We start from the raw sequence: 23,370 nt of genomic DNA, 5'->3' as shown, positions 1-23,370 counted from the left end.
ATCGCCGAGTCTGAACGGAACAACGCGAACGTACGCCGATCTCCTTTAACCTAGGGAAGGCAAGCGTCGTGCGAAACGCCGTGTCAGTCTCAAGTGGATTCCGGGCGTGTCGGTAACTGGCTGATAACCTCGCGCCGAGCAAGAACGCAATACCCCTGGAAAACCAGGGTGGCAGCGGGCCTCCGGGTCCGTTGAGGATCGCAACGGCGCCCGCTACGCCCGCAACTCCGGCAACATCCTCGGGTGGCAGCGGGCATTAAGGCCCGCTACCCGCAACTCACCTCACCCCCGACAAAGCACCGTGTCAACGACCTTGACGAGTTCGTCGGCCGACGGGATTCCGGCGGCGCAGCGCCAGGCGACGTGGCCGTCCGGGCGGATGAGGACCGCGCCGGATTCGGTCAGGCCGTACTCGGTGGCCCAGGTGGGGGAGGTCGGGAATTCGGGGTTGTCCGGGGAGATCTGCACGATGTTCAGGGTGACGCCGAGGCGGTCGGCGGCCTGAACGGCGGCAGTGTCCCAACCGTTGCCTGCCGGGGTCATCAGGGTGAGTGTCGTGCCGAGGAGATCCAGCGTCGAGACCTGGGTTCCCTGCTGCGACAACCACACGTGCGGCGCGCGGTGGCCGGGGCGTGCGGTGGGCAGGTAGATCTCGTAGGGGTCTTCCGGCGCGGGCGCCTGCGTTCCGTCGGCGGTGATCGCGGGGGAGTCGTAGTGGAAGCCCAGCACCAACCCTTCCGCGCGTCTTCGGTGCGCCTGGACATCGCCCGCCTCCTGCATGGTCAGGCGATCCTCCATCATGTCGATGGTGATCAGCGCGTTGCGCAGGCTCTCCTGCACGGTCCAATCGGCGATCGGGCGGCGTTCGGTGGTGTAGGTGTCCAGCAGGGCGTCGGCTGCCGTTCCCCGGAGGACGGCGGCGAGTTTCCACGCCAGGTTGTGCGCGTCGTGGATGCCGCAGTTCATCCCGAACCCGCCCTGCGGGGTGGCGACGTGCGCGGCGTCGCCGACCAGGAACACCCGCCCCTTGCGGAAGTCCTCGGCGACCACGGCCTGTTGGATCCACGGCATCCTGCCGACGATCCGCACGTCCAGATCGGCGACGCCCACCGCCGCCCGCACCAGTTCGATGCAGCGCTCGTGGGTGAAGTCGTCGGCGCTCTCGCCCTCGTCGGGTTCGTAGCCGGTCTGCAACGTCCACCGCCGCTTGTTGTCCACCGACTCCACCGCGCAATAGACCTCGCCGTAGACGAAGTACAACGCGCCGAGACGATCTTGCAACAGCGTTCCGAGGTCGGCGTCGAACAGGACGCTCACCATGTAGCTCAACGGCGGCGGACCCTCCACGGCCACACCGAGGGATTCGCGGACCCCGCTGCGGCTGCCGTCGGCGGCCACCACATAGCGGGCGCGGACCTGCTTTTCGCCTTCTTCGGAGGAGATCGTGGCGGTGACGCCGTCCTCGTCGACGGTCAACTCCGACATCCGGGTGCCGAAGCGGACCGCGCCTGCGGGCAGCGATTCGGCGAGGTCACGGAGGATGACCTCGAAGTTGTCCTGCGCGCAGATGTAGTTGTAGGTGGGGCTCTGCGGCGCATCCTCGTGGATCCGCGCGACCTCGCGGCGGAAATCGGGCGAGGTCAAGGTCGGGCCGATGCCCAGCGCGAGGCTGTCCCCTCGGGGTAACCCGGCTTCCTCCACGGCGGCCTGCACGCCCCAGGATCGGATGATCTCCATCGTCCTGGTGGTCACGAGCCTCGCCTTGGGGAAGATCGAGGTGCTCGGATGTTTCTCGACGAGCAACGAGGAGACCCCGTGCCGGGAGAGTTCGATCGAGGTGGCAAGGCCGACCGGCCCACCGCCGATGATCAGGACCTCGACCTCGTTCGCTGTCATGGCACAGAGGATCTCCCCGTTGTCGGGGCTGGTCAATCACCGAGTATCGAAACGAGAAAGCCGTGATAGCGGGCCGCACTACGGTTCGGATTCAAGCGAGGCGGACATGACGCTTGAGAACGACGTGCCCGCGAATGCGCTGGTAGACGGTGTCATATCCCGGTGAGACAACCGGACCGACACCCGCCAGGCGCATTCGGGGCGAATCCGGTGCGGTGCCTCACATCGACGAACGAGTAGGCGTGGCTCGACGCTGACCCGCCTGCCGCGTGTGTGTGAGCAACCGCCGACGGCTGGAGACGAGGATGCTTTTCCCCGAAGGCTCGGTAGCCCTGGTGACCGGTGGTTCCCGCGGGATCGGCCGCGCCGCCGCACTCGACCTGGCAAGAGAGGGCGCCCACGTCCTGGTGAACTACGCCCGGTCCGAGAGCGACGCGAAGGAAGCCGTCGCCGAGATCGAGGAGGCGGGCGGCAAGGCCACCGCGATCTGCGCCGACGTGACCGACGAGGCCGCGGTCCGGGAGATGTTCCAGACCGTCCGCTCGGAGTACGGCAGGCTGGACGTCTTGGTGACCAGCGCCGGGATCACCCGCGACCGGCACCTGGTCGCGATGAGCCTCGCGCAGTTCCGCGAACCGATGGACGTCAACGTCACCGGCACCTTCCTGGTGTGCCGCGAGGGGCTGCGGATCATGCAGCACCAGCGCAGCGGCGCGATCGTGACGCTGTCCTCCTCCAGCGGCCTGGACGGCGGGTTCCCCGGACAGACGAACTATGTGGCGTCGAAGGGGGCGATCATCTCCTTCACCAAGGCCCTGGCCTACGAGGCCGCCCCGCACGGTGTGCGGGCCAATGTGGTCGCGCCCGGTTTCGTCGCCACCGATATGACCCGTGCGCTCTCCGGACCCATCCGGAAGCAGTACGAATCCCGAATCCGACTCGGCCGGATGGGACGTCCGGACGAGATCGCTCGACTCGTCAGCTTCCTGGCCTCCGAGAACGCCTCTTACGTCACCGGGGCGGTGCTCGTCGCCAACGGCGGCGGGCTCGGCTGAGAAGCGTCATCCGAAACGACCGGCAAGGAGAGAAGATGACCATCGACGAGTTGCGGGCGCGTGCAGACGTGCGGAAGCAGACCTGTGCCCAGATCAAGAAGATGATCGTGTCGCGGCTGGACCTGCCGATCGAGCCCGAGTGGATCAGCGACGACCAGCCGCTGTTCGGTCGGGGCCTCGAACTGGACAGCCTGGACGTGCTGGAGCTCTACGTCGCCATCGAGGCCGAGTTCGGCGTGGCCCTCTACGACAGCGACATGTCGGTGTTCGGCTCGGTCTCGCGGCTCGCCGACTCCGTGAACCCAGCGCTGCGGACGGCACCGGCAGCCGTGGCATGACCAGTACCGACGCGACTCCGGGCGTGACCCCGGAAGCGAGCACCGAAGCGGCGCCCGAGAAGCCCAAGACGCTGACCAATCTCAGCAACGACGACATCAAGGAACTGATCCCGCATCGCTGGCCGATGCTGCTGCTGGATCGGATCGAGAAGGTCGAGCCCGGCGTCGAGGGCGTGGCGATCAAGAACGTCGCGGGAACCGAGTTCTGGTTCCAGGGACATTTTCCGGACGAGGCCATCCTGCCCGGCATCGTCGTCATCGAGGCGATGGCCCAGCTCGCAGGCGTGGTCTTCTCGCTGGCAGGCGCCGGGAAGATCAGTTACCTCACCGGAGTCCGGTCGATGCGCTTCAAGAAGCGGATCGTGCCGGGCGACCGGATCGTGCTCTCCGCCGTGCGGACCGCAGGCGCACGCGGCGTCGGCGAATACCGCGTCGTGGCCCGGACGGACGACCAGGTCGCCGCCGAGGGCGTCATCACGATCACCGATCCCGGTGCGAACAACACGTTGAGAAAGGTGTGACGAATGGAATCCGCACTCACCCCGGTTCATCCTGAGGGAACCGTCTACGGCCAGGTGCTGGAGGCCTCCGTCCCGCTGCGCTACTCCACCACCGAGGCCGAGTACGAGGCGATCCGTGGCCGCGCCGCCGTGCTGGACCTCGGTGGTTCGCGGCTCATCCAGGTGCGTGGCTCCGCCTCGGGCGACTTCCTGCAGCGCGTGCTGGCCCGCGACGTCGAGTACCTGACCTCGGAGCGCTCCACCACCAGCCTGATCCTCGACGACGCCGGTGCGATCGTCGACTCGGTCGTGGTGTGGGGCCGCGAGGACGGCGCCATCCTGGAGAGCTCCTGCGGCGCGGGCACCCGGCTGCTGGAGTACCTGGCCTCGCAGAACTCCGATGAGGTCGAGATCGTCGACCGCTCCGACGAGCTGACCGTCATCGCCGTCGAGGGCCCGTACTCCTGGGGCGTCATCGGCAGGCTGATCGACAGCGAACTCGCCGCCCTGCCGCTGGACAGCGTCGTCGACACCCAGTGGGACGGCTCCGACATCCTGTTCGGCCGCACCGGTTCCAGCGGCGAGTACGGCTACAAGGTGATCGCCGCGCACGAGGTCGCCAAGAAGCTGTGGACCCAGGCCTGCGAGCACGCCGTGCCCGCCGGTCAGGAGGTGCTGGAGCTGGCGATGCTGGAGGTCCGCCAGCCGGTGGTCCGCCACGAGGCGCCCGAGGGCACCGGTGTCCTGGAGGTCGGCGCGGGCTGGCTGGTGGACATCACCAAGGAGTCCTTCGTCGGACGGGACGCGGTACTCGCGGCCTTCGCCGAGCAGAGCGGCCCCCGCACCATCGGTTTCCGTGGCGGCGAGGCCGTTCCGGCCAAGGGCACCCGCGTGTCGGCGGGCGGACAGGACATCGGCGAGGTCGTGCACGCCGTGTACAGCGTCGGCCTCGGTGCCGCGCTGGGGCTGGCCAGGGTCGACTCCGACCTCGCGGCCGCCGGGCTGAACCTCACGGCTGGCGACGCGGACATCGAGACGCTGACCAGCCCGTATGTCTCGCCCAAGAGCTGGAGCATCCCGATCGTCTGATCGCTTGATCGTCTAGGAGGAACGAGCATGGCGCTGCGACCAGTCGTCATCACCGGACTCGGTGTCATTTGTGCCATCGGCCGTGATCCGGTCGAATTCTGGGCGCGGCTGACCTCCGGGGAGAGCGGCATCACGCCGATCTCCGATGGGGCCTACGCCGCTTTCGACGCCCGGTTCGCCGGGCAGGTCCCCACCGAGTGGATCACCGATCAACTCCCGGAGGGCGATGCCGACCTCGATCGGACCGCTCAACTGGCCCTGGTCGCCGCGCGGCAGGCCGTCCAGGGCGCAGGCCTGGAAACCGACGTCGCGTCGGACCGCTTCGGCATCGTCCTCGGCAAGTGTCAGGCCACGCCTGACGCCGAGGGCCGATACCAGCCGATGCACCGCACCGGCGACGTCGTCGCGGGCAAGCTCGGCGCGCTGGGCCCCCGCATCCTCGTGTCGACCGCCTGCGCGGCGGGCGGCAACGCGGTCGGGCTGGCCAGGGACAAGATCCTCACCGGCGAGGCCGACGTCGTGCTCGCGGGCGGCGTCGACCCGCTGTTGTTCGGCACCTACGCCGGATTCGCGGGCTTGCAGGCGCTGAGCAACAACCCGTGCAGGCCCTACAGCACCTCGGACGGCCTGAACCTCGGTGAGGGCGCCGCGTTCCTGGTGGTGGAGCCGCTGGATCGGGTGTTGGCCCGGGGCGGCACGCCGTTGGCGGAGGTCGCGGGCTACGGGCTCTCGGCCGACGCCTACCACGCGACCGCGCCGGACCCCACCGGTCGCGGCGGGGTCAGCGCGATGCGGCGGGCCTTCGCCGATGCGGGCATGACCGCCGACGACGTCAGCTACGTGTCGGGTCACGGCACCGGTACGCCCGCCAATGACTCGATGGAGATCAAGGTCATGCGGACCGTCTTCGGCGAGCGCGCCGGTGCGGTCCCGACCAGCAGCATCAAATCCTTCCTGGGGCATACGCTCGGCGCGGCGGGTGCCGTGGAGGCGGTGGCCAGCGTGCTGGCGTTGCAGAACAGCACGGCGCCGCCCACCATCGGCTTCGACGAGCCCGCCGAGCAGGCCGCGCCCGCCGACAACGCGGAATCGGGTCCGATTCCGCTGGACTTCGTGCCCAACGCCGCGCGGTCCTTCCCGATCGACACGGTGGTGTCCAACAACTACGCCTTCGGCGGCAACAACGTCTCGCTCGTGCTCACCACCCCGCGTGGCGAGCGGGAGTACGAGGAGCTGCCGAAGAAGTCGGTCGTCATCAGCGGTATCGGCCCGGTCAGCGGGCTGGGCATCGGCGTCGCGGATCTCGCCGAGGCCATCGCCAACGGGCGGCAGGCCCCCGGCGAGGTTCCCTCGCTGACCGGCCGCACCTTCGCCCCGCGTTCGCTGTGGCGGCACATGAACGACCTGTCGCGGCTTGCCATCGCCGCCTCCCGGCTGGCCTGGGAGGACGCGGCGCTGAAGTTGCCGAGGGCGGCCATGGAGGACATCGGCGTGATGTTCGCGACCGCCCAGGGCTCGGTGGAGAGCACCGGCGGTTTCGACGAGAGCGTCGCGGCGAACCCGAACAAGCCCTCGGTGTTGAGCTTCTCCAACGTGGTGCTCAACGCCACCGGCGGCGCGGTCTGCCAGACCCTGGGCCTGCGCGGGCCGACCACCACGATCTGTAACGGCGGCGCCTCGGCGTCGATCGCCCTGGACTGCGCGGTCGAGACGATCCGCGCCGGTAAGGCCGAGGTCGTGCTGGTGGTGGCCGCCGACGAGACCGACCGGCCCGCGCCCGACGCCCCCGGCACCACCCCATACGGCCAGGACCACGCGGCGCCGATTCCCGGTTCCGGCGCGGTGGCCTTCGTGGTGGAGTCCGCCGAACACTGTCAGGCTCGCGGCGGCACGGCCTACGCGGAGATCCTCGAAACCCGGCACGCCGCAGGCGATGGCGCCGAGAGCGACACCGAGATGATCAAGCGCAGTCTCGACGGACTGGCCACCGGCGAGGTCGGCCTGGTCGTCGGGGCCGGTGTCGGTGGCAGCGCCGACGCCGACGAGGCCGCCGTGCTGTTCGACGCGGTGCCCGGCGGGCTGCTCACCAGCCCGATCGGTCACACCGGCGACTGCCAGTCGGCCTCCGGCGCGATGAACCTCGCGGTGGCCGCCATGGCCGTCCGCGACGGAGTCGCACCCGCACTGACCGAACTGACCAGCCCCCGGTTCGGTGCCGTGGACCGTTATGTCACCAAGCCCGAGATGGTCGGCACGGTGACCTCGGCCCTGGCGCTCACCGCCGCACCGGGATCGGTTCGGGGCACCATCCTGCTGGGGAAGCCGTGAGTTCGGCTGCTCCGTTCGACCTCGCCGAGACCGACCGACTGCTGAGCACCACCCGGTCGGTCCGGCGCAGGCTCGACCTGGAGACCCCGGTGCCCCGGGAGTTGATCGAGGAATCGCTCCGGCTGGCCGTGCAGGCGCCGACCGCCGACAACGCGCAGAACTGGCGTTGGCTGGTGATCACCGATCCGGAGATGAAGGAGTCGCTCGCCGGATTGTTCCGACGGGCCTGGAAGTTCCACAAGGCGGAGATCTCCACCAAGTCCGGCAGGCGACGCAATTCGCCGCAGGCCCGCAAGAACGAGGAATCCGCGGCGGCGCTCCCGGAGGCCATCGCGAAGGTGCCCGCGCTGATCCTGCCCTGTGTGGTGGGCAAACCACCGGACTCGGCCACCATCGACTCCGAGTGGGAACGCCTCAACGCGCACAAGCCCGCCGACGACCCGGCCCACCAGGTCCGGATGGGGCAACTGCGGGCCAGCACCTTCTACGGCTCGATCTTCCCGGCGATCTGGTCTCTGCAACTCGCCCTACGCAGCAGGGGACTCGGCAGCACGATCACCTGCATGCACCTGCCGTTCGCTCGGCAGGCGGCGGAGTTGCTCGGTATCCCGTCCGGGGTGACGCAGATCTGCATGGTGCCCGTCGCGTACACGCTCGGCACGAATTTTCGACCGGCCCAGCGCGTCGACGCAGGGCAGCGCACCTTCTGGGAGGGGTGGGGAAAGTGACCCACGACGACGTCGACGTGGTCGTGATCGGCGGCGGTATCGCCGGATCGTCCTCGGCGAGCAACCTGGCCTCGCACGGTCTGAAGGTCCTGATGCTGGAGAAGCAGAAGGCCTACACCGACCTGGTGCGCGGCGAATGGCTCGCACCATGGGGAATCCGCGAGACCCAGCTTCTCGGGGTCGACGACGCCTTCGCGGCGGGCGGCGCCTGGGAGATCCGTGAATGGGTGCAGTGGGACGAGGTCGTGCACCCCGACGACGCGATGGCCGTGGACATGACCCGGTTCCTGCCCGAGGTGGGCGGCCCGCAGTCCTTCCCGCACTGGAAGGTCTGCGAGGCCGTGACGGAGCAGGCCGTGAGTCTGGGCGCCGAGGTGGTGATGGGCGCGTCCAAGATCGAGGTTACGGCGGGCCCCGAACCCACGGTGCGCTACCGGACCGCCGAGGGCGAGCACGAGGTCAAGGCCCGCATGGTGCTCGGCGCCAGCGGCCGGGCCTGCGCGGTCGGCAGGCAGATCGGCGTCAGCACCACCACCGAGGTGCACCACTGGGGCGCCGGGATGCTCGTCGAGGGCCTGGACGACTGGCCGGTGGACGTGCAGGCGATGGGCACCGAGGGCGACGTCATGTTCATGGTGTTCCCCCAGGGATACGGCCGCGCCCGGCTGTATTTGAACTTCGCGACCGGCGACCAGGAGAAGTATCGGGGCGCCGACCGGGTCGAGCGGTTCCTGTCCGCCTACGACCTCGCCGCGCTGCCCGACGGCGGCAAGGCGGTCCAGGCGGCCAAGCAGGCCGGTCCGCTGGTGGTGTGGCCGTCGGTGGTCAGCATCACCGACCAGAAGCCGGTGGTCGACGGCGTGGTGCTCATCGGCGACGAGGCGGGCACCAGCGACACCATCCTCGGCACCGGACTCTCCACGAGCCTGCGGGACGCGCGGATGGTGTGCGAGGTGTTGACCGGCGGCGACGACTGGTCGCCCGAGGCGTTCGAGCCGTTCATCAAGGAGCGCAACGCGCGGATGGACCGGCTGCACTACGGCGCCAAGATCATGACGAAGCTGCAGGTGGAATTCGGTCCGCACGCCGTGGAACGGCGCAGGCGGGCCCGCAGGCTGATGACCGAGAACGACGCCTTCCAGGTCACCGGGCTACTGAACATGGTGGGCCCGGAGAACGTGCCGGAGTTCGGATTCAGCGAGTTCTTCGTCGAGCGGCTGCTGAAGGAGACGGTGTGATCAACAAGAAGCTGCACGTCAACGGCGTCGACATCGCGCTGGTCGACGAGGGCGAGGGCGACCCGGTGCTGTTGCTGCACGGGTTCCCCGACTCGCATCACCTGTGGCGGAACCAGATTCCGGCGCTGGTCGACGCGGGCTACCGGGTCATCGCGCCCGACCTGCGCGGGTTCGGCGAGTCGAGCAAGCCGCAGGAGATCGAGGCCTACAGCCTGCGCACCATCATCAACGACCTCGTCGCCCTGACCCAGGCCCTGGACATCCAGAAGGCCCACGTCGTCGGCCACGACTGGGGTGCCGCCGTGGCCTGGATGTACGCCTTCCTGATGCCGCGTCGGGTCGACCACCTCGCCGTGCTCTCGGTCGGCCACCCGGCGACCTCGATCTCTCCGTCGCTGGAACAGCGGGAGAAGTCCTGGTACATGCTCTACTACCAGTTCCCCGGCATCAGCGAGCAGTTGTTGCGCCGCAACGGGTGGCGGCTGTTCAAGCAGATCATCGGCGGCGAGGGCGACCACGCCCGCTACCTGCGTGAGCTGGCCAAGCCGGGCGCGTTGACCGCGGGCCTGAACTGGTACCGCGCCAACCGTTCGCCCGCCGCCGAATTGGAGCCGCAGGGCAACTTCCCGCCCGTGCTGGCGCCGACGCTGGGCATCTGGTCCAGCGGGGACAAGGCTCTGACCGAGGAGGGCATGGCCGAGTCCGGCAGGCACGTCAAGGGCCCGTGGCGTTACGAGCGCATCGAGGACGCGAGCCACTGGATTCCGTTGGACGCGCCCGAGAAGGTCAACGAACTGATCCTCGGTTTCCTCGGCACCCAGGAGCCCGCCGGGGCCACGCGGCGTCGTCGGCGGTTGTGAATCGGGGAGGTCGGATCATGCTCGCGTTTCTCTTTCCCGGTCAGGGCACGCTGCGCGTCGGCATGGGTGCCCGGCTGCGGGCCAGGAAGGTCGCGGCCGAGGTGTTCGCCCAGGCCGACGAGCTGCTGCCCACACCGATCTCCACGCTCTGCTCCTCCGGTCCGACCAGTGCGCTGATCGCCACCGAGAACGCCCAACCCGCCGTGACCGTCTGCAATCTGGCGGCCCTGGCGGTGCTGGCGGAGGAGGGCCACCAGCCTGATCTGGTGGCCGGGCACAGCGTCGGCGAGATCAGCGCGCTGCACGCGGCCGGGGTGTTGGACCTGGCAGGCACGCTGCGGTTGGTCTCCACCCGGGCCCGGCTGATGGCCGAATGCGGTGGTCTCGGCGGGATGATCGCCGTGCGAGGTCTGGCCGTGGAGAAGGTGTCGGCCTTGGTCGCCGAGGCCTCGACCGCCGAGGAACCGTTGGTCGTCGGCTTGGAGAACGCCAGGGACAACGTGGTCGTCTCCGGTGCCAAGGCGGCGATCGAACGTTTCACCGAGGCGGTCGGCAGCGCGGGGCAGGTGCGCAAGGTCGAGGTCAGCGACGCCTTCCACTCGCCGCTGATGCAACCGGCGGCGCAGCGGTGGGCCGAGGCGGTGCGCGCGGAACCGATGAGTCCGCCGCGCATCCCGGTGATCCCCAACGTCACGGCCGAACCGACCACCGACCTGGACGTGGTGCGCGACGCCCTGATCGCGCAGCTCACCCAGCGGGTCCGTTGGGCGGAGACGATGGACCGCATCGAGGGCGCCAGCTGCGTCGAGGTCGGCGACAGCAAGACGCTGACCGCGTTGCTGCGCGGCACCCCCACCAAATGCGTCAGCATGGTCGACCCCTCGGTGGCCCGCAAGATCGTTCGAGACGGGGCGGCGTGAGGCGGGCGGGTTCGGCGGTCGTCCGCTTCGCCGGACTCGCCGAGCCGGGACAGCTCCTCGCAGGCCTGTCCACTCCGGACACGCCGCCCGCCTTGGACGAGGTGTTCACCCGCGCCGAGCGACTTCGCTCCGGCGCGGGCCGCACCCTGCAGCACTGGGCGGGGCGGTTGGCGGCCAAACACGCGGTCCTGCGGTTGCTGGCGGTCGAGGAGTCGGCCGAACACCTCGGTCAGGTCGAGGTGCTGCCGCAGCCCTCGCCGATGTGCGCGGCGAACACCGCCTGCCTGCACGGACATCCGCCGGGGGTGCGCTTCGGCGGCGACCTCGCCCGTCGGGTCGCCGAACGCGGCGACGAACAGATCAGGGTGTCGATCAGCCACACCCAGGACACGGCGCTGTCGGTGGCCATCGCCTCGGCGCGCTTACCGGAAGACCACCACTACGAGGCGGCGTGAACGTGGAACTCACCGAGATCGTCCAGCGGCATCTGACGGCCTGGCAGGACGGCGACCCTGCCGCCGTCGCCGACTCGGTCGCCACCTTCAGCGACCCCGACACCGAGGAACCCCTCGGCGGTGCCGCGCTCGCCGCGCACGCCGAGCGAGTGTTCGCCCAGTTCGCCGGTCTGAAGATCGAGGTCGAACAGCAGGTTCCCTCGCCGACCGTCGCACTGGTGTCCTGGCGGCTGACCGCCGATCACCGATCCGCCTACCTCGGGATGCCCGCCACCGGCGGCACGGTGTCGGTCCGAGGCACCGATGTGTTCACCGTCGATGAGACCGGCGTGCACGTGGTGCGCACCTTCGACCGGCTCGCGGTGGCCGCCGCCCTGGGCTTCGAGGCCCGGTTCACCCCGCAGGCCGACGGCGACCGTCAGTTCGGGGTCAGCTCGCGAACGCCGGTCGGACGCACCGCGCGCCCCGGTGTGCTCGCCCTGACCTGGTTGGACGTCCGTGACGACGCCGAGGCCGCCGACGTCGATCTGCTCAGCGTCGAGGTCGTCAAGTCGCTGCGCGCCTCGAAGGGCTTCCTCGGGGCGGCCACCTTCGACATCGGCAATCGGAAATTCACCATGACGGCCTATGACCGCGAGGAGTCGGTGCGCGCCGTCCACGCGCGACCGCATCAGCGCGCGATGCGCCGATTCTTCAAGAGCGGGCTGTGCACCCGGGCGTTGACCAGCATCTGGGTGCCCACCGCGATTCGCGAGTACGCCCGCTGCCCGGAATGCGACACGGTCGTCACGATGCACCAGGCCGAGGACGGCATCGGCGTGTGCGACTGCGGCTGGTCCCCGGAGCCGGAACCCCTTCTCTGACTGGAGCGCATCATGACGTCGTTGTTCACCGCGGATCATCAGCTCGACGAGAGTGGCCGCCCGACCGCCGTGTTCGTGTCCGCGCTGTTCGCAGGCGGTTGGATCTGGGATCACCCTTACGAGACGTTGGCCGCCGACGGTTGGCCCGTGCTGCGCACCCATCAGCCGGTGTGCGCGGTGGATCCGAAGGTCGCCAGCACCATCGAGGGCCTCGGCGACGCGATGGTCGCGGTGTGCGACGAGGCGGGCGTCGACGACATGGTGGTGTGCGCCAACTCGCTCGGCGGGCTGGTCGCGATCGACCTGGCGATGCGGTTTCCGGAGCGGGTCAAGGGCATCGTGGTCAGCGGTGCCCCCGGTCTGACGGCCGATCCCGATGTGGGTCTGAGCATGGATCGGCGGGCGGGCGTCAAGCCCAGCGGTGCGGAGTTCGAAGCGCGGATGATGGCGGCGTTGTTCCACTCCGGACGGCACTTCAGCGACGAGCAGCTTCGCGAGACCGGCACCCTGTTGGAGAAGCCACAGTCGATGCTGAGCATGGCCAAGAGCCTGCGGGCCACCAGGTCCTATCCGGTGCAGGCCGCCTTGGACAAGGTGCGTTGTCCCTCGCTGTACGTGTGGGGCCGCTACGACCGGATGACGCCGGTCGATGCGTGGCTCGATGTGCTGGAAGCCCATCCCACCAGCGAGGTTGCGTTGGTGGAGGACTGTGGACATATCCCCATGTTGGAACGCCCAGATGAATATTCTTCTCGTTTGGCCCGTTTCATGACAAAATTCGCGAGCGGGCCTGCGTGACTGGGGCGGCGGTCCTGCTGGGTGTGGACATCGTGGAACGGGATCGACTGGGGCGGATGATCTCAGACCTCGGCGATGCCTATCGCAAGCAGGTCGTCACTCAGACGGAGCGACACCGTCACCGAGAGCCCATCGAAGCCGCCGCAGCGTTCGCCATCAAGGAGTGCCTGATCAAAGCCGTGGGAGGACGTCCCGACGGATTTCGTTGGCACGACTTCGAACAAGCCTGCGCCGAACCGCCCGGTGCGACCACCCTGGCCACCGTCGAGGGCGACGACCCCACGGCGCTGCTCGACGAGGCCGCCGCCGCGCTGCAGGCGGCCACCGGCATCGAACTGACCACCGCCGCCCCCTATGACGTGCACGGGGCCAGCCGCGCCGCCGCGCTGGCGCGGCTGGCCCCGGGCCGACCCGCGCAGCGCGTCCTCGGCGCCGCCCGATGGGGCCACAACGACATCGTGATCGCCGCACTGGCCGTGGTGTGGACCAAGAAGGAGAAGGGAGCACCAGGATGTCCTTAGCTCAAGCCCCTGCTGAGACGGTCGTGAGACCGGGCGAATCCATCCAGCAAGCGCTCGACAGCGCGGGGGCGGGCGCCATCGTCAGACTCACCGAGGGCACCTACGCCGAACATCTGCTCATCAGACACAGCGGCGTGACGCTCGTCGGCGACGGCGCCGAGCGGACCGTCCTGGAACCGGGCGGCGACGCCCCGGCCGGCATCCCGGTGCTCACCGACGCCAAGACCGAGGTCTCCAGCGGCATCGTCGTCTACGCCGAGGGCGTCACCGGCTTCACCCTGCGAAGCCTGGCGATCAAGGGCTTCACCGGCGCGGCCGTCTACGCCCACACCACCACCGACCTGCACATCGAGGACGTCGTCGCCGAGGACAACGCGCTCTGGGGCATCTACGTGCGGGAATCCAGCGGCATCCAGGTGCGCGGCTGCCGCGCCTCCGGCAGCCAGTACGGCGGCGTCGCACTGAGCTTCTGTCAGCGCTCCGAAGCGCTGATCGAGGACAACGAGACCTTCGGCAACGCCTTCGGGATCTTCGTCGACAACGCCTCGTTCGCCCAGGTGCGCCGCAACCGCAGCCATGGCAACGCCGCCGGGGTTCTGGTGCTCAACCAGGTCTACCCGGGTGAGCCCGAGGGCGGCTCCACCGACAACCTCATCATGGACAACGAGCTGCGTGACAACGGGCTGTCCGCCGGAGTCGTGCCGGACGGACTGGGCGACGCGGGCCCGCCGATCTCCGGGGTCGGCGTCGGCCTGATCGGTGCCGAGCGGACCACCGTGGTCGGCAACCACATCGTCGACCACCACCCCAGCGGCCCCTCGGTCATCGGTGGCGCGGTGGCCATGGCCTCCTCCACCGAGTGGGGCGGCGGTCCGGTGCAGGACAACCGGGTGCTGTGGAATCGGATCACCGGCAACGAGCCGCTCGACGTCGACATCAGCGACAACCTGGACAAGCAGTACTTCGAGAACAACCTCGTCGAACGCACGTCCCCGGAGACCATCGAGGGCTGCTCGACCGGAGGTGTCCGATGACACTCACGCTGGAGTGCGAGGGACTGGTCAAGCGCTACGGCGACAACGTCGCCGTGGACAACGTCGGCTTCAAGATCGAAGCAGGCCAGTCCTACGGCCTACTCGGGCCCAACGGTGCGGGTAAGAGCACCACGGTGTCCATGCTGGTCGGCCTGCTGCGCCCGGATGCGGGCACGGTGCGGATCTGCGGCGCCGATCTAGCCAGCGACCCGATGAAGGCCAAGGCCCACATCGGTTACGTGCCGCAGGAGATCGCGCTGTTCCCCGAGCTGACCGGCCGGGAGAACCTGCGCTACTTCGGCAGGCTCTACGGCCTGTCGCGACGGGATCTGCGTCGGCGCATCGACGAGGTCCTCGAACTGGTCACCCTGTCCGACCGCGCCGACGAGAAGATCAGCGGCTACTCGGGCGGCATGAAGCGGCGCATCAACATCGGCGCCGCCCTGCTGCACGAGCCCAAGATCCTGGTGCTGGACGAACCGACCGTCGGCGTCGATCCGCAGAGCCGCAAGGCGATCCTCGACGGCGTCGAAGAGCTGGTCAACCAGGGCATGAGCCTGCTCTACATCTCCCATTACATGGAGGAGGTGGAGCGGATCAGCGAACTGGTCGGCGTCATCGACCGGGGCAAGCTGGTGGCCGAGGGCACCCGCAAGGAACTGGTGTCCCGACTGGGCACCGCCGACCGGGTGGAACTCGTGCTCGACGGCGATGTCACCGCGGCCGCCGAGAAGCTGCGGGCCGTGGCGGGCGTGACCGAGGCCGTCGTCGTGGACACCTCGATGGTGCGCTTGGTCGCCAAGGACGGCAGGCATCTGCTGCCCGCGCTGATCGGTGCCGTCGAAGGCGCCGCAGCGGTCACCGGTGTCGAGGTCGTCGAGCCCGACCTCGAAGCGGCCTTCCTGCACCTGACCGGCAGCAAGCTGAGGGACTGATCATGCTGAGAGCATTGCTGGTGGTCAGCGGCCACGAGCTGCGCACCCGGCTTCGCGACGGCACGGCGCTGTTGATCGCCCTGGTCGCCCCGGTGGCCCTGGCCTCGATGTTCGGCTTCGCCCTCGGCGGCGACGACCCGCCGTTGCAGGCCACGATCGGCATCGTCGACCTCGACGGCGGCCAGTTCCCGGCGAGCGTGCAGAGCGAGGCCTTGGACTCCGAGGAACTCGAAGGCATCCTCACCTTGGAGGCCTTCGACTCCGAGGACCAGGCCAGGTCGGCGCTGGATGAGGACGCGATCGGCGCGGCCATCGTGTTCCCACCCGGATTCAGTGACAGCGTCGGCGAGGGCCAGGGCGGCGAGGTCGACGTGATGACCTCGGAAGCCGCGCCCCTGGCCGGGGTGGTCGCCACGAGCATGGTCGACCGGATCTCGGCGCTGGTCGAGGCACGCACCCTCGCGGTGCGGGCCTCGCTGGACGCTGGCATCCCGAGCGACGAGGTCGGCGAGTTCGTCGAGGCCAACGGCGCAGATGGACCCGCGCTGACCTTGAGCAGCGACCCGATGACCGGCGGCAGCATCGACTCGGCCGTCTACTACGGCTCGGGAATGGCGGTGCTGTTCGCCTTCCTGGTCGTGGGTACGTCCGCGCGAAGCCTGCTCACCGAGCGGCAGAACGGGACGCTCAGCCGGATTCGGGCCGCCCCGGTGCCGCAGTGGACTGCGGTGGCGGGCAAGGGCATCGTCGGTTTCGGCCTCGCGTTGACGAGCATGTGCGTCACCTGGGGTTCCTCGGTGTTGCTGTTCGGGTCGAGCTGGGGTGATCCGCTCGCGGTGTTCGCCCTGTGCGCGGCGCATGCGCTGGCGGCGACGGCGATCACGATGCTCATCGCCAGCGGCGCCAAGACCGATGCGCAGGCCGACGGCTTCAACCTGGGTATCGCCTTCGTGTTCGCGGTGCTGGGCGGCAGCCTCGTTCCGCTCTACAACCTGCCCGACTTCCTCCAGACCCTGGCGTTGATCACGCCGAACGGCTGGGCGTCGACCGGGCTGTCGGAACTCGCGGTCTCCGGCGGCGGCATCGCCACGGTGGCCCTGCCGCTCGCGGTGATCGGCGGAATCGCGTTGGTCACGGGCGCGCTCGCCGCGCTCCGCTTCCGGAAAGGACTACTCGGATGACGCTGCGTGCCATCGGCGCGCTGGTCGCCGCCAACCTCCGCCGTCAGACCCGCGACCGGATGGGTCTGTTCTTCATGGTGGTGATGCCGTTCATCACCATCATCTTCGTGGGGCTCGCCATGGGCGGGAACTCCTCGGGTTCGCAGATCCCGATCGGAGTCGTCGCCCAGAACCCCGATTCCACGGGCGAGGCGATCCTCGCCGAACTCCGCAACAACTCATCCTTGGCCGTCGAAGAGGTCGAGAGCGCGGATGCCCTGCAAGATGCGGTGCGCCAGGGTTCCGTGGCCGCCGGTCTGGTGATCCCCACCGGCTCCACCGAGCTGGATCTGGTCATGACCCAGATGAACGGCACCGGCATGGCGGCCCGCAGCGCCATCGACGCCTCGGTCGGCAAGGTGGCAGGCGTCCTGGAGGCCACCAGGGCGGCCGAATCGGCGGGCTCCTCCCCGGAGCAGGCCGCAGCCGATGTCCAAGCCGCGCAGGAGGATGCGGTCTCGGTCTCGGTCGCCACCTCCGGTTCCGGTGACGGCACGCCGTCCGGCTTCGCCTACACCGCGCCGGCGAACCTACTGCTGTTCACCTTCATCAACTCGATGGCGGTGGCCGCGGCACTGGTCGAGAGTCGCAGGCTCGGCATGACCCGGCGGACCCTGGCCGCGCCCGTGTCCCAACGGGCCGTGTTGCTCGGTGAGGCCGTCAGCCGATTGCTGGTGGCGGTGGTGCAGGCCGTGCTCATCACCGTGGTCAGCAGCCTGATGTTCGGCATCAACTGGGGTGATCCGCTGGCCGTGGTGGCGATCGTCGGTTCGTTCTGTCTGGTAGCCACGGGTGCGGCGATGCTGATGGGCAGCCTCGCGAAGTCGAGTTCCCATCCGCCCGCGCTCGGCCCGCCCATCGGCATCATCCTGGGCATGCTCGGCGGCTGCTTCTGGCCGAGGGAGGTAGCCCCGGATGCGTTGAACGCGGTCGGCTACGCCTTCCCACATGCCTGGGCAATGGACGCCCTGATCGCGTTGACCACGCCGGGCACCGGCATCAGCCAGGTGCTCCTCGAAGTAGGCGTGTTGCTGGGCATGGCCGTGGTGATGATGGTGATCGCCATCGCCGTGTTCCGGCGGCGGAATCTGGTGGTGAGTTAGGGACTTCCGGCCTCGGTTTCCACTTCACAGAGTGGCCGGCTTCGAGCTAGTGGTTTCGAGGAGCAGGACGCTCGGCTGGGAATTCCCGGTCGAGCGTTCTGTGTACTGGGGCGTAAGGAAGGTAACTCACGCAGGGCTCTCAGCAGGTCAAGATGAAGACGGATCATTGTCAGCTGGCATCGTCGGTATTCTGAACTCCCTCCTCGAAGCGAGTCGGGGCGTGCGGTCGATCGGAGGAAGGTTTGTCGATCATGGCTGCGAATTGGCCTATCGCACTGATCATTTCTCCTATCTGTTGTTGCAGAGACCTGAGATTCTCCCGAGCATTCAGGGTGTACAGGTGGGCGGGCCCTAGTACGCGAAGCATGGAACGGAAGACTTCTTCTAGTTCGAGGGCTCCCGCTACGACCTCGCCAGCCCTAGCTCGCCAAACTGCAAGGGCGTTGCGGGCATTCAGGGTGTCCGGGTGGTCGGGCCCCAGTATGCGCGATCGATCGGCGACTAGGGCCTCGAACTCAATGATCGCTTCGGCGGTGTCTCCCGCCTCAGCCCGCCAGTTCGCGAGCTCGCTTCGGGTTTTCAGGGTGCGCGGGTGATCGGGACTCAGTATACGAAGCATGGCAGCGAGGATGGCTTCGTATTCGGCGACGGCCCCGGCCACATCGCCCGCCTTACCTCGCAGGTTGGCCAGAATGCCACGGGCGCTCAGCGTGCTCGAGTGGTAGGGCCCCAGCACGCGAACCATGGCAGGCAAGACGGTCTTGATCGCGACTGCTGCCCCGGCCGTGTCCCCGAGCTCGGCCCGCCAGACTGCGAGATTGTTGTGGGTGTTCAGGGTGTCGGGGTGGTCGGGACCCAGTATGCGAGCTTGATCGGCGAGCAGTGATTCGAATTCGACGATCGCCATGAACGCATCACCTTCCTCAGCTTGCCAGCCTGCGAGGAAACTGCGGACGGTCAGGGTGTTCGGATGTTCCGAACCGAGCACTCGGACAGCGTGTTCGTGGAGATGCTGGAAGTAGGCGGCTGCGTCGGAAGCAAAACCGGCTTTGCCTCTGCTAGCGCCCGAGTGGAAAAGCACGGGATGGATGTTGGGGTGCCAGAGGTGTTCTTCGCCGTGAGTCTGTACAGCGTCGCTGTTGGCGCGCAGGGCTTGCCCATACTCGTTGTCGCGATCGACCTCCGGCCAGCTGTCCAGGAGTGCGTCGGCTGCGGCGTGGGCGACGATGGCGAGATTGTCGTCAGAGAGTTGATCACGAGTAGCACGTTGCACCAAGGCGTGCACTCGCACGCTGCGGTTCGGATCGTCGAAGTCGACGGCGGCCAGGCTGAGGTGGTTTAGGTTGTGCAGCGCGTCTGCTGCGTCCTCGGCCTGAAGCGGGTCTGTTCGGCTAAGCATGCTGGTGAGGTAATCCAGAGCCGCCGGGGCGGTGAGGACGGCCTTGGGGATGCCGTTGGGATCCAGCATCGCGGCAAGCTCCAGCAGCGGGCGGGCCAGCCCGGCGGGTTCGAGCTGATCGGCGAGTTGGATCGAGAGGGACCAGGTGGTCGCGAGGGTGGTGTGGTGGTCGTCGGGCAGGTTTTCAGCTCTGGGAAACAACTCGGCCAGCCGCCTGCGTCGGTCGGTGAACCGCTGCAGGTAAACCGAACAGGACAACCGTCGATCAAGGAGGTAGGCAGCGGCCTGAGCTAATGCGAGGGGGAGGCAACCGAGTTCGGCCGCCAGCTCTGCGGCGCCGTCGATCAAGGCCGGGCGTTGTGCGAGTACCGCGTGCAGGTAATCGGTCGCTTCCTGCGAGGTGAACAGGCCGATTTCGACGAGGTGACCGCGCCAGGCCAATGCGGAATCTTGGCGGCGGCTGGTCACCAACACTCGGCCTGTGGGCTGCTGGGGTGGCCACAGATCTCGTAGATACGCGGGATTCTGGACATCGTCGAGGACGATCAGCCATCGACGGTCGGTCGTGTCCAGCCATTCCAGGAAACGCCTGCTCGATTCCGCGTCATCGTGTTCGTCGGTGCTGGTGCTCTGCCCGAGCTTTCTTGCTGCGCTGGCATAGCTCGACACGATCGCTTCCCGCGAGTCTGCGGTGATCCACACCAATAGATCGACCCGGCGGTCCTGCCACGACTGTCGTGCGTGCTCGGCGGCGAGCTGTGTCTTCCCGACCCCGCCGAGGCCGGTGATCACTCGGCACGGTGTTGCGTCAGCAGCGTTATCGACCTCGGACAACCTGGCGGCGGTATCGCGTGGCTGGAAACAATGTGCACGCGGCGGCAGCGTCCCCACTCGGCACGGCCATTCGACCTGTGGCGCCTGATGGTGGTGCACGCCGCCTTGGAAGACAGGGCCGAGAATGTCTCGCGCCTGAGAAACGTTGCGGGCTCTGCCACTCAGCTCGTTGTGCGTGCCTGGTTCCTCAGACATGAGTCCAGTCTGCCAAATTCGAAGAGTCGCCCGAATCCTTCGAGCAGTCGCGATGGGTGTTGACGTGGTAACCACGCGACCGGAGCCGGTGTCCACAACGGATCGGAACGACCCCGAATTATGCCTTTTCGACCGATTTAACCCACGCCCGATGAAGTACCCGACCGAACCGCCGTCATCCGAGGCCAACCGTTCCGCCGCGTCCTTCTTCCACCTCATCTCGCCAGAAGTCCAGGTTATGGGCCGTGGCCCAGGTATTCGGATGGTGGGAGCTGAGGACCCGTGTCTGGTCGGCAAGCAGGGCTTCGAGGTCGGCCACCGCTTGGGCGGCATCGCCCGACTCGCCGCGCCAGCGGGCAAGGTTGCCCCGGATAGTGAGGGTGTGTGGGTGCTCCGGACCGAGCACCCGCGAATGGTCGGCGAGCAGGATCTCGAACTCGACGATCGCGCCTGCCGTATCTCCCGCCTCGCCACGCCAGTAGGCCAGGTTGTTGCGAGCGCCCAGGGTTTGGGGGTGGTGGGCGCCGAGGATGCGGATTCGGTCGGCGAGTAGGGCTTCGAAGCGGGAGATCGCCTCGGCCACGTCCCCTAGCTCGCCGCACCAGGAAGCCAGGTTGCTGCGGACGGAAAGCGTGTCCGGATGATCGGGCCCCAGCACCTGGTCCACGGCAGTCAGGAGCTCTTCGAAATCGGCGGCCGCGCGAGCCGCATTCCCTGCCTCGCCCCGCCAGGAGGCCAGGTTTCCCCGGGTGCCCAGGGTGTCTGGATGGTGCGGGCCGAGGATACGGACTCGGTCGACGAGGACCGCTTCGAATTCGTCGAGCGCCCGCAGGACATCTCCGCTCTCGGCTCGCCAAGACGCCAGATTGCTACGGGTGGTCAGCGTGTCCGGATGGTCGGGACCCAGCACACGCAATTCGTCGGTAAGTAGGGCCTCGCATTCCTCGACTGCGCCGTCCACGTCCCCTGCCTCGCCGCGCCAAGAGATCAGGTTGCTCCGGGCGATCAGGCTGTCTGGATGGTCGGGGCCGTTGACGCGGAGGCGGTCGGCGAACAGGGCTTGGAAGGCGGCTGCTGCCCCGGCCGCGTCCCCGGCCTCGCCGCGCGAGGCCGCCAGATCGCTGCGAGCCGCGAAGGTGTCCGGGTGATCGGGACCAAGAATCTCGTTGGCTAGTTCGTAGAGATCGTGGAAGTATCTGGCGGCTTCGGAGGCCAGCCCTGTTCTGCTCCTGCTTCTACCGGCGCGGAACAGGACGGAATGACAGCCCGAATCCCACAGGTGATCGCCATCCTGGGCGTGCAGCGTGTCGGTGTTGTCGCGCAGGATCTGCTCGTATTCGGTATCGCGTGCGATCGTCGGCCAGCTATCGAAGAGCGCATCGGCTGCGGCACGGGCGATGGTGGCGAGGTCGTCGGCGGGAAGCTGTTCGCGGGTGGCGCGTTGCACCAAGGCGTGCACTCGAACGCTGCGATACGGATCGTCGAGTTCGACGGCGACCAGGCTGAGGCGGTGCAGGTTGTGTAGTGCGTCCTGCGCGTCCTCGGCATGAACCTGGCCCGTCGGGGCGAGCCTGGTGGTGAGGTGGTCCAGTGCCCCGAGCGAGCCGAAGACGGCTGCGGGGATGCCGTTGGGATCCAGCACCGAGGCGAGTTCCAGCAGCGGGCGGGCGAGACCGGCGGGTTCGAGCTGATCGGCAAGCTCGATCGAGAGGGACCAGGTGGTCGCGAGGGTGGCGTGGTGATCGTCGGGCAGGCTGTCGACGTCGGGAAACAACTCGGCCAACCGTCTACGTCGGTCGGTGAAGCGTTGTAGGTAGGTCGCGCAGGACAACTGCCGATCGAGTAGATAGGCGGCGGCCTGGGCCAGCGCCAGGGGAAGTAGGCCGAGTTCGGTGGCCAGCGCTGTGGACCCTTCGACCAAGGCCGGACGTTCGGCAAGGACCGCATGCAGGTAGTCGGTCGCTTCCGACGGCGTGAACAGACCGACTTCCCTGAGCTGACCGCGCCGGATGAGCGCGGCGTCTCGGCGTCGGCTGGTCAGCAGCACGCGGCCGGTTGGCTGCTGCGGCGGCCATAGGCCACGAAGGTGCGCGGGGTTCTGCACATCGTCGAGGACGATCAGCCAGCGGCGATCCGTCGTGTCGAGCCATTCGAGAAATCGCCTGCTCGCCTCTTCGTCGCCTCGATCGCCGACGTAGTGCCCTACTTTCGTCGCAGCGGCGGCGTAACTCGAAATGACCGCTTCGCGCGAGCTGGCGGTGATCCATACCAACAGGTCGACCTGCCGGTGTTGCCAGGTCTGTCGGGCGATGTCGGCGGCGAGTTGTGTCTTGCCAACGCCGCCCAAACCGGTGATCACCTGCCACGCCACCGTTGTGCTGAGTGCGGCGCCGACGTCGCGTTGCTGGAAGCAGTGCGCGCGGGGAGGGAGCACACCCACCCGGCAGGGCCATTCCACCGGTGGGGCGTGATGGTGGTGCACGCCGCCCTGGAAGACGTTGCCGTGGATGGTTCCGGCCTGCAGGGCGTTGTGCACGGTGCCGCTGATCTCGTTGCGGGTGCCTGCTTCCTCAGACATACGGACAGTGTGACGACTGTGGAAACCACCACGGCATGGATCGACGGAAACGTTTCGTGCCGTTGACTCCTGGCAGTGGCGCGGCCGTCCGACGGGGAGCCTCTGTGCAACCAACGCGGCGCCGTATCTTGAATCGAGGCGTCAGAACACGCAGGTCTGATCCGGAATGGTGCCGTCGCCTCGATAGTTCACGCTGGCGGCGATGGCGGATTCCTGCTTGATGCGCTGGGCGAGCTTTCTGCCCGTCTCCAGCCAACGGCTCTCCTGCTCCGGCGTGGCGAAGGCGGACGTGCGAGTGTCCGCTGGGCTGTAGATCGCTTGAAACTCCGCATCCCAAGTAGCGATGTCGCGAGTGAGAGCCACCCCGAGCCCGAGGAACGCTGCCGCTTCCTCGATCGAATGGTTGTAGTCGCCGTCACCAGCGTCGTAGTAGAACGGGTCTTCCTGCCATCCCGCAAGGATGGCGATGTCAAGCCTCATCGT

General features: G+C 68.0%; 21 protein-coding genes. 17 read left to right on the top strand and 4 right to left on the bottom strand.

Annotation, left to right across the window (positions count from 1 at the left end; genetic code table 11):
* Nucleotides 1-282: 282 nt before the first annotated feature.
* Nucleotides 283-1,896, bottom strand: coding sequence for an FAD-dependent monooxygenase (locus tag BKA25_RS21560; RefSeq protein ID WP_069853321.1), 1,614 nt, complete (start codon nt 1,894-1,896; stop codon nt 283-285).
* A 305-nt stretch (nt 1,897-2,201) separates the two neighbouring features.
* On the opposite strand from BKA25_RS21560, the gene BKA25_RS21555 reads away from it, so the two are divergent.
* Genes BKA25_RS21555 through BKA25_RS21475 form a run of 17 tightly spaced genes read left to right on the top strand, consistent with a single transcriptional unit; the run spans nt 2,202 to nt 17,881 of the window.
* Nucleotides 2,202-2,951, top strand: coding sequence for a 3-oxoacyl-ACP reductase family protein (locus BKA25_RS21555; RefSeq protein WP_069853322.1), 750 nt, complete (start codon nt 2,202-2,204; stop codon nt 2,949-2,951).
* Nucleotides 2,952-2,986: 35 nt separating this feature from the next.
* The gene (locus tag BKA25_RS21550; protein ID WP_069847109.1) at nt 2,987-3,289 is read left to right on the top strand and encodes an acyl carrier protein; all 303 of its coding nucleotides are present in this window, start codon (nt 2,987-2,989) and stop codon (nt 3,287-3,289) included.
* Nucleotides 3,286-3,810, top strand: a complete 525-nt coding sequence (gene fabZ, locus BKA25_RS21545; RefSeq protein WP_084642591.1) for a 3-hydroxyacyl-ACP dehydratase FabZ — start codon at nt 3,286-3,288, stop codon at nt 3,808-3,810. Before BKA25_RS21550 ends, fabZ begins: the two co-directional genes overlap by 4 nt.
* A gap of 3 nt (nt 3,811-3,813) precedes the next feature.
* Nucleotides 3,814-4,878 (top strand): glycine cleavage T C-terminal barrel domain-containing protein, encoded by a 1,065-nt coding sequence (locus tag BKA25_RS21540; RefSeq protein WP_069847111.1) that lies wholly within the window; start codon nt 3,814-3,816, stop codon nt 4,876-4,878.
* 27 nt (nt 4,879-4,905) lie between these two features.
* Nucleotides 4,906-7,206 (top strand): beta-ketoacyl-[acyl-carrier-protein] synthase family protein, encoded by a 2,301-nt coding sequence (locus tag BKA25_RS21535; protein ID WP_069847113.1) that lies wholly within the window; start codon nt 4,906-4,908, stop codon nt 7,204-7,206.
* Nucleotides 7,203-7,934: a nitroreductase family protein gene (locus BKA25_RS21530; RefSeq protein ID WP_069847115.1), complete on the top strand. Its 732-nt coding sequence runs from the start codon at nt 7,203-7,205 to the stop codon at nt 7,932-7,934. Before BKA25_RS21535 ends, BKA25_RS21530 begins: the two co-directional genes overlap by 4 nt.
* Nucleotides 7,931-9,172, top strand: a complete 1,242-nt coding sequence (locus tag BKA25_RS21525; protein ID WP_069853324.1) for an NAD(P)/FAD-dependent oxidoreductase — start codon at nt 7,931-7,933, stop codon at nt 9,170-9,172. Before BKA25_RS21530 ends, BKA25_RS21525 begins: the two co-directional genes overlap by 4 nt.
* Nucleotides 9,169-10,032, top strand: a complete 864-nt coding sequence (locus tag BKA25_RS21520; RefSeq protein ID WP_069847116.1) for an alpha/beta fold hydrolase — start codon at nt 9,169-9,171, stop codon at nt 10,030-10,032. The genes BKA25_RS21525 and BKA25_RS21520 overlap by 4 nt, the downstream gene beginning before the upstream one ends.
* A gap of 17 nt (nt 10,033-10,049) precedes the next feature.
* Entirely contained in the window at nt 10,050-10,952 is a 903-nt protein-coding gene (locus tag BKA25_RS21515; protein ID WP_069853325.1) for an ACP S-malonyltransferase, read from the top strand.
* On the top strand, nt 10,949-11,407 hold the full coding sequence (locus tag BKA25_RS28490; protein WP_069847118.1) for a holo-ACP synthase: 459 nt from the start codon (nt 10,949-10,951) through the stop codon (nt 11,405-11,407). The genes BKA25_RS21515 and BKA25_RS28490 overlap by 4 nt, the downstream gene beginning before the upstream one ends.
* On the top strand, nt 11,404-12,270 hold the full coding sequence (locus tag BKA25_RS21505) for an ester cyclase (RefSeq protein WP_236750500.1): 867 nt from the start codon (nt 11,404-11,406) through the stop codon (nt 12,268-12,270). The genes BKA25_RS28490 and BKA25_RS21505 overlap by 4 nt, the downstream gene beginning before the upstream one ends.
* A 12-nt stretch (nt 12,271-12,282) precedes the next feature.
* Nucleotides 12,283-13,068 (top strand): alpha/beta fold hydrolase, encoded by a 786-nt coding sequence (locus BKA25_RS21500; RefSeq protein WP_069847120.1) that lies wholly within the window; start codon nt 12,283-12,285, stop codon nt 13,066-13,068.
* Nucleotides 13,065-13,589 (top strand): 4'-phosphopantetheinyl transferase superfamily protein, encoded by a 525-nt coding sequence (locus BKA25_RS21495; protein ID WP_084642593.1) that lies wholly within the window; start codon nt 13,065-13,067, stop codon nt 13,587-13,589. Before BKA25_RS21500 ends, BKA25_RS21495 begins: the two co-directional genes overlap by 4 nt.
* Complete coding sequence (locus tag BKA25_RS21490; RefSeq protein WP_069847122.1) at nt 13,580-14,623, top strand: right-handed parallel beta-helix repeat-containing protein; 1,044 nt, start codon at nt 13,580-13,582, stop codon at nt 14,621-14,623. The genes BKA25_RS21495 and BKA25_RS21490 overlap by 10 nt, the downstream gene beginning before the upstream one ends.
* Nucleotides 14,620-15,558: an ABC transporter ATP-binding protein gene (locus tag BKA25_RS21485; RefSeq protein ID WP_069847124.1), complete on the top strand. Its 939-nt coding sequence runs from the start codon at nt 14,620-14,622 to the stop codon at nt 15,556-15,558. The genes BKA25_RS21490 and BKA25_RS21485 overlap by 4 nt, the downstream gene beginning before the upstream one ends.
* Before the next feature lie 2 nt (nt 15,559-15,560).
* Nucleotides 15,561-16,739: an ABC transporter permease gene (locus BKA25_RS21480; protein WP_069847126.1), complete on the top strand. Its 1,179-nt coding sequence runs from the start codon at nt 15,561-15,563 to the stop codon at nt 16,737-16,739.
* Nucleotides 16,736-17,881, top strand: a complete 1,146-nt coding sequence (locus BKA25_RS21475; RefSeq protein ID WP_069847127.1) for an ABC transporter permease — start codon at nt 16,736-16,738, stop codon at nt 17,879-17,881. Before BKA25_RS21480 ends, BKA25_RS21475 begins: the two co-directional genes overlap by 4 nt.
* A 169-nt stretch (nt 17,882-18,050) precedes the next feature.
* Here BKA25_RS21475 and BKA25_RS21470 read toward each other — a convergent pair whose 3' ends face one another.
* The 3 genes from BKA25_RS21470 to BKA25_RS21460 form a co-directional block, all read right to left on the bottom strand.
* Entirely contained in the window at nt 18,051-20,309 is a 2,259-nt protein-coding gene (locus BKA25_RS21470) for a tetratricopeptide repeat protein (RefSeq protein ID WP_184285099.1), read from the bottom strand.
* Nucleotides 20,310-20,484: 175 nt separating this feature from the next.
* Nucleotides 20,485-22,887, bottom strand: coding sequence for a tetratricopeptide repeat protein (locus BKA25_RS21465; RefSeq protein ID WP_069847131.1), 2,403 nt, complete (start codon nt 22,885-22,887; stop codon nt 20,485-20,487).
* A 141-nt stretch (nt 22,888-23,028) separates the two neighbouring features.
* On the bottom strand, nt 23,029-23,367 hold the full coding sequence (locus tag BKA25_RS21460) for an immunity protein CdiI family protein (protein ID WP_069847132.1): 339 nt from the start codon (nt 23,365-23,367) through the stop codon (nt 23,029-23,031).
* Nucleotides 23,368-23,370: the final 3 nt, after the last annotated feature.

This window comes from Actinoalloteichus hymeniacidonis (genome assembly GCF_014203365.1).
GTDB lineage: Bacteria > Actinomycetota > Actinomycetes > Mycobacteriales > Pseudonocardiaceae > Actinoalloteichus_A > Actinoalloteichus_A hymeniacidonis.
Note: the sequence above shows the minus strand (reverse complement) of the source record. Positions and strands in the feature narration are given on the sequence as shown.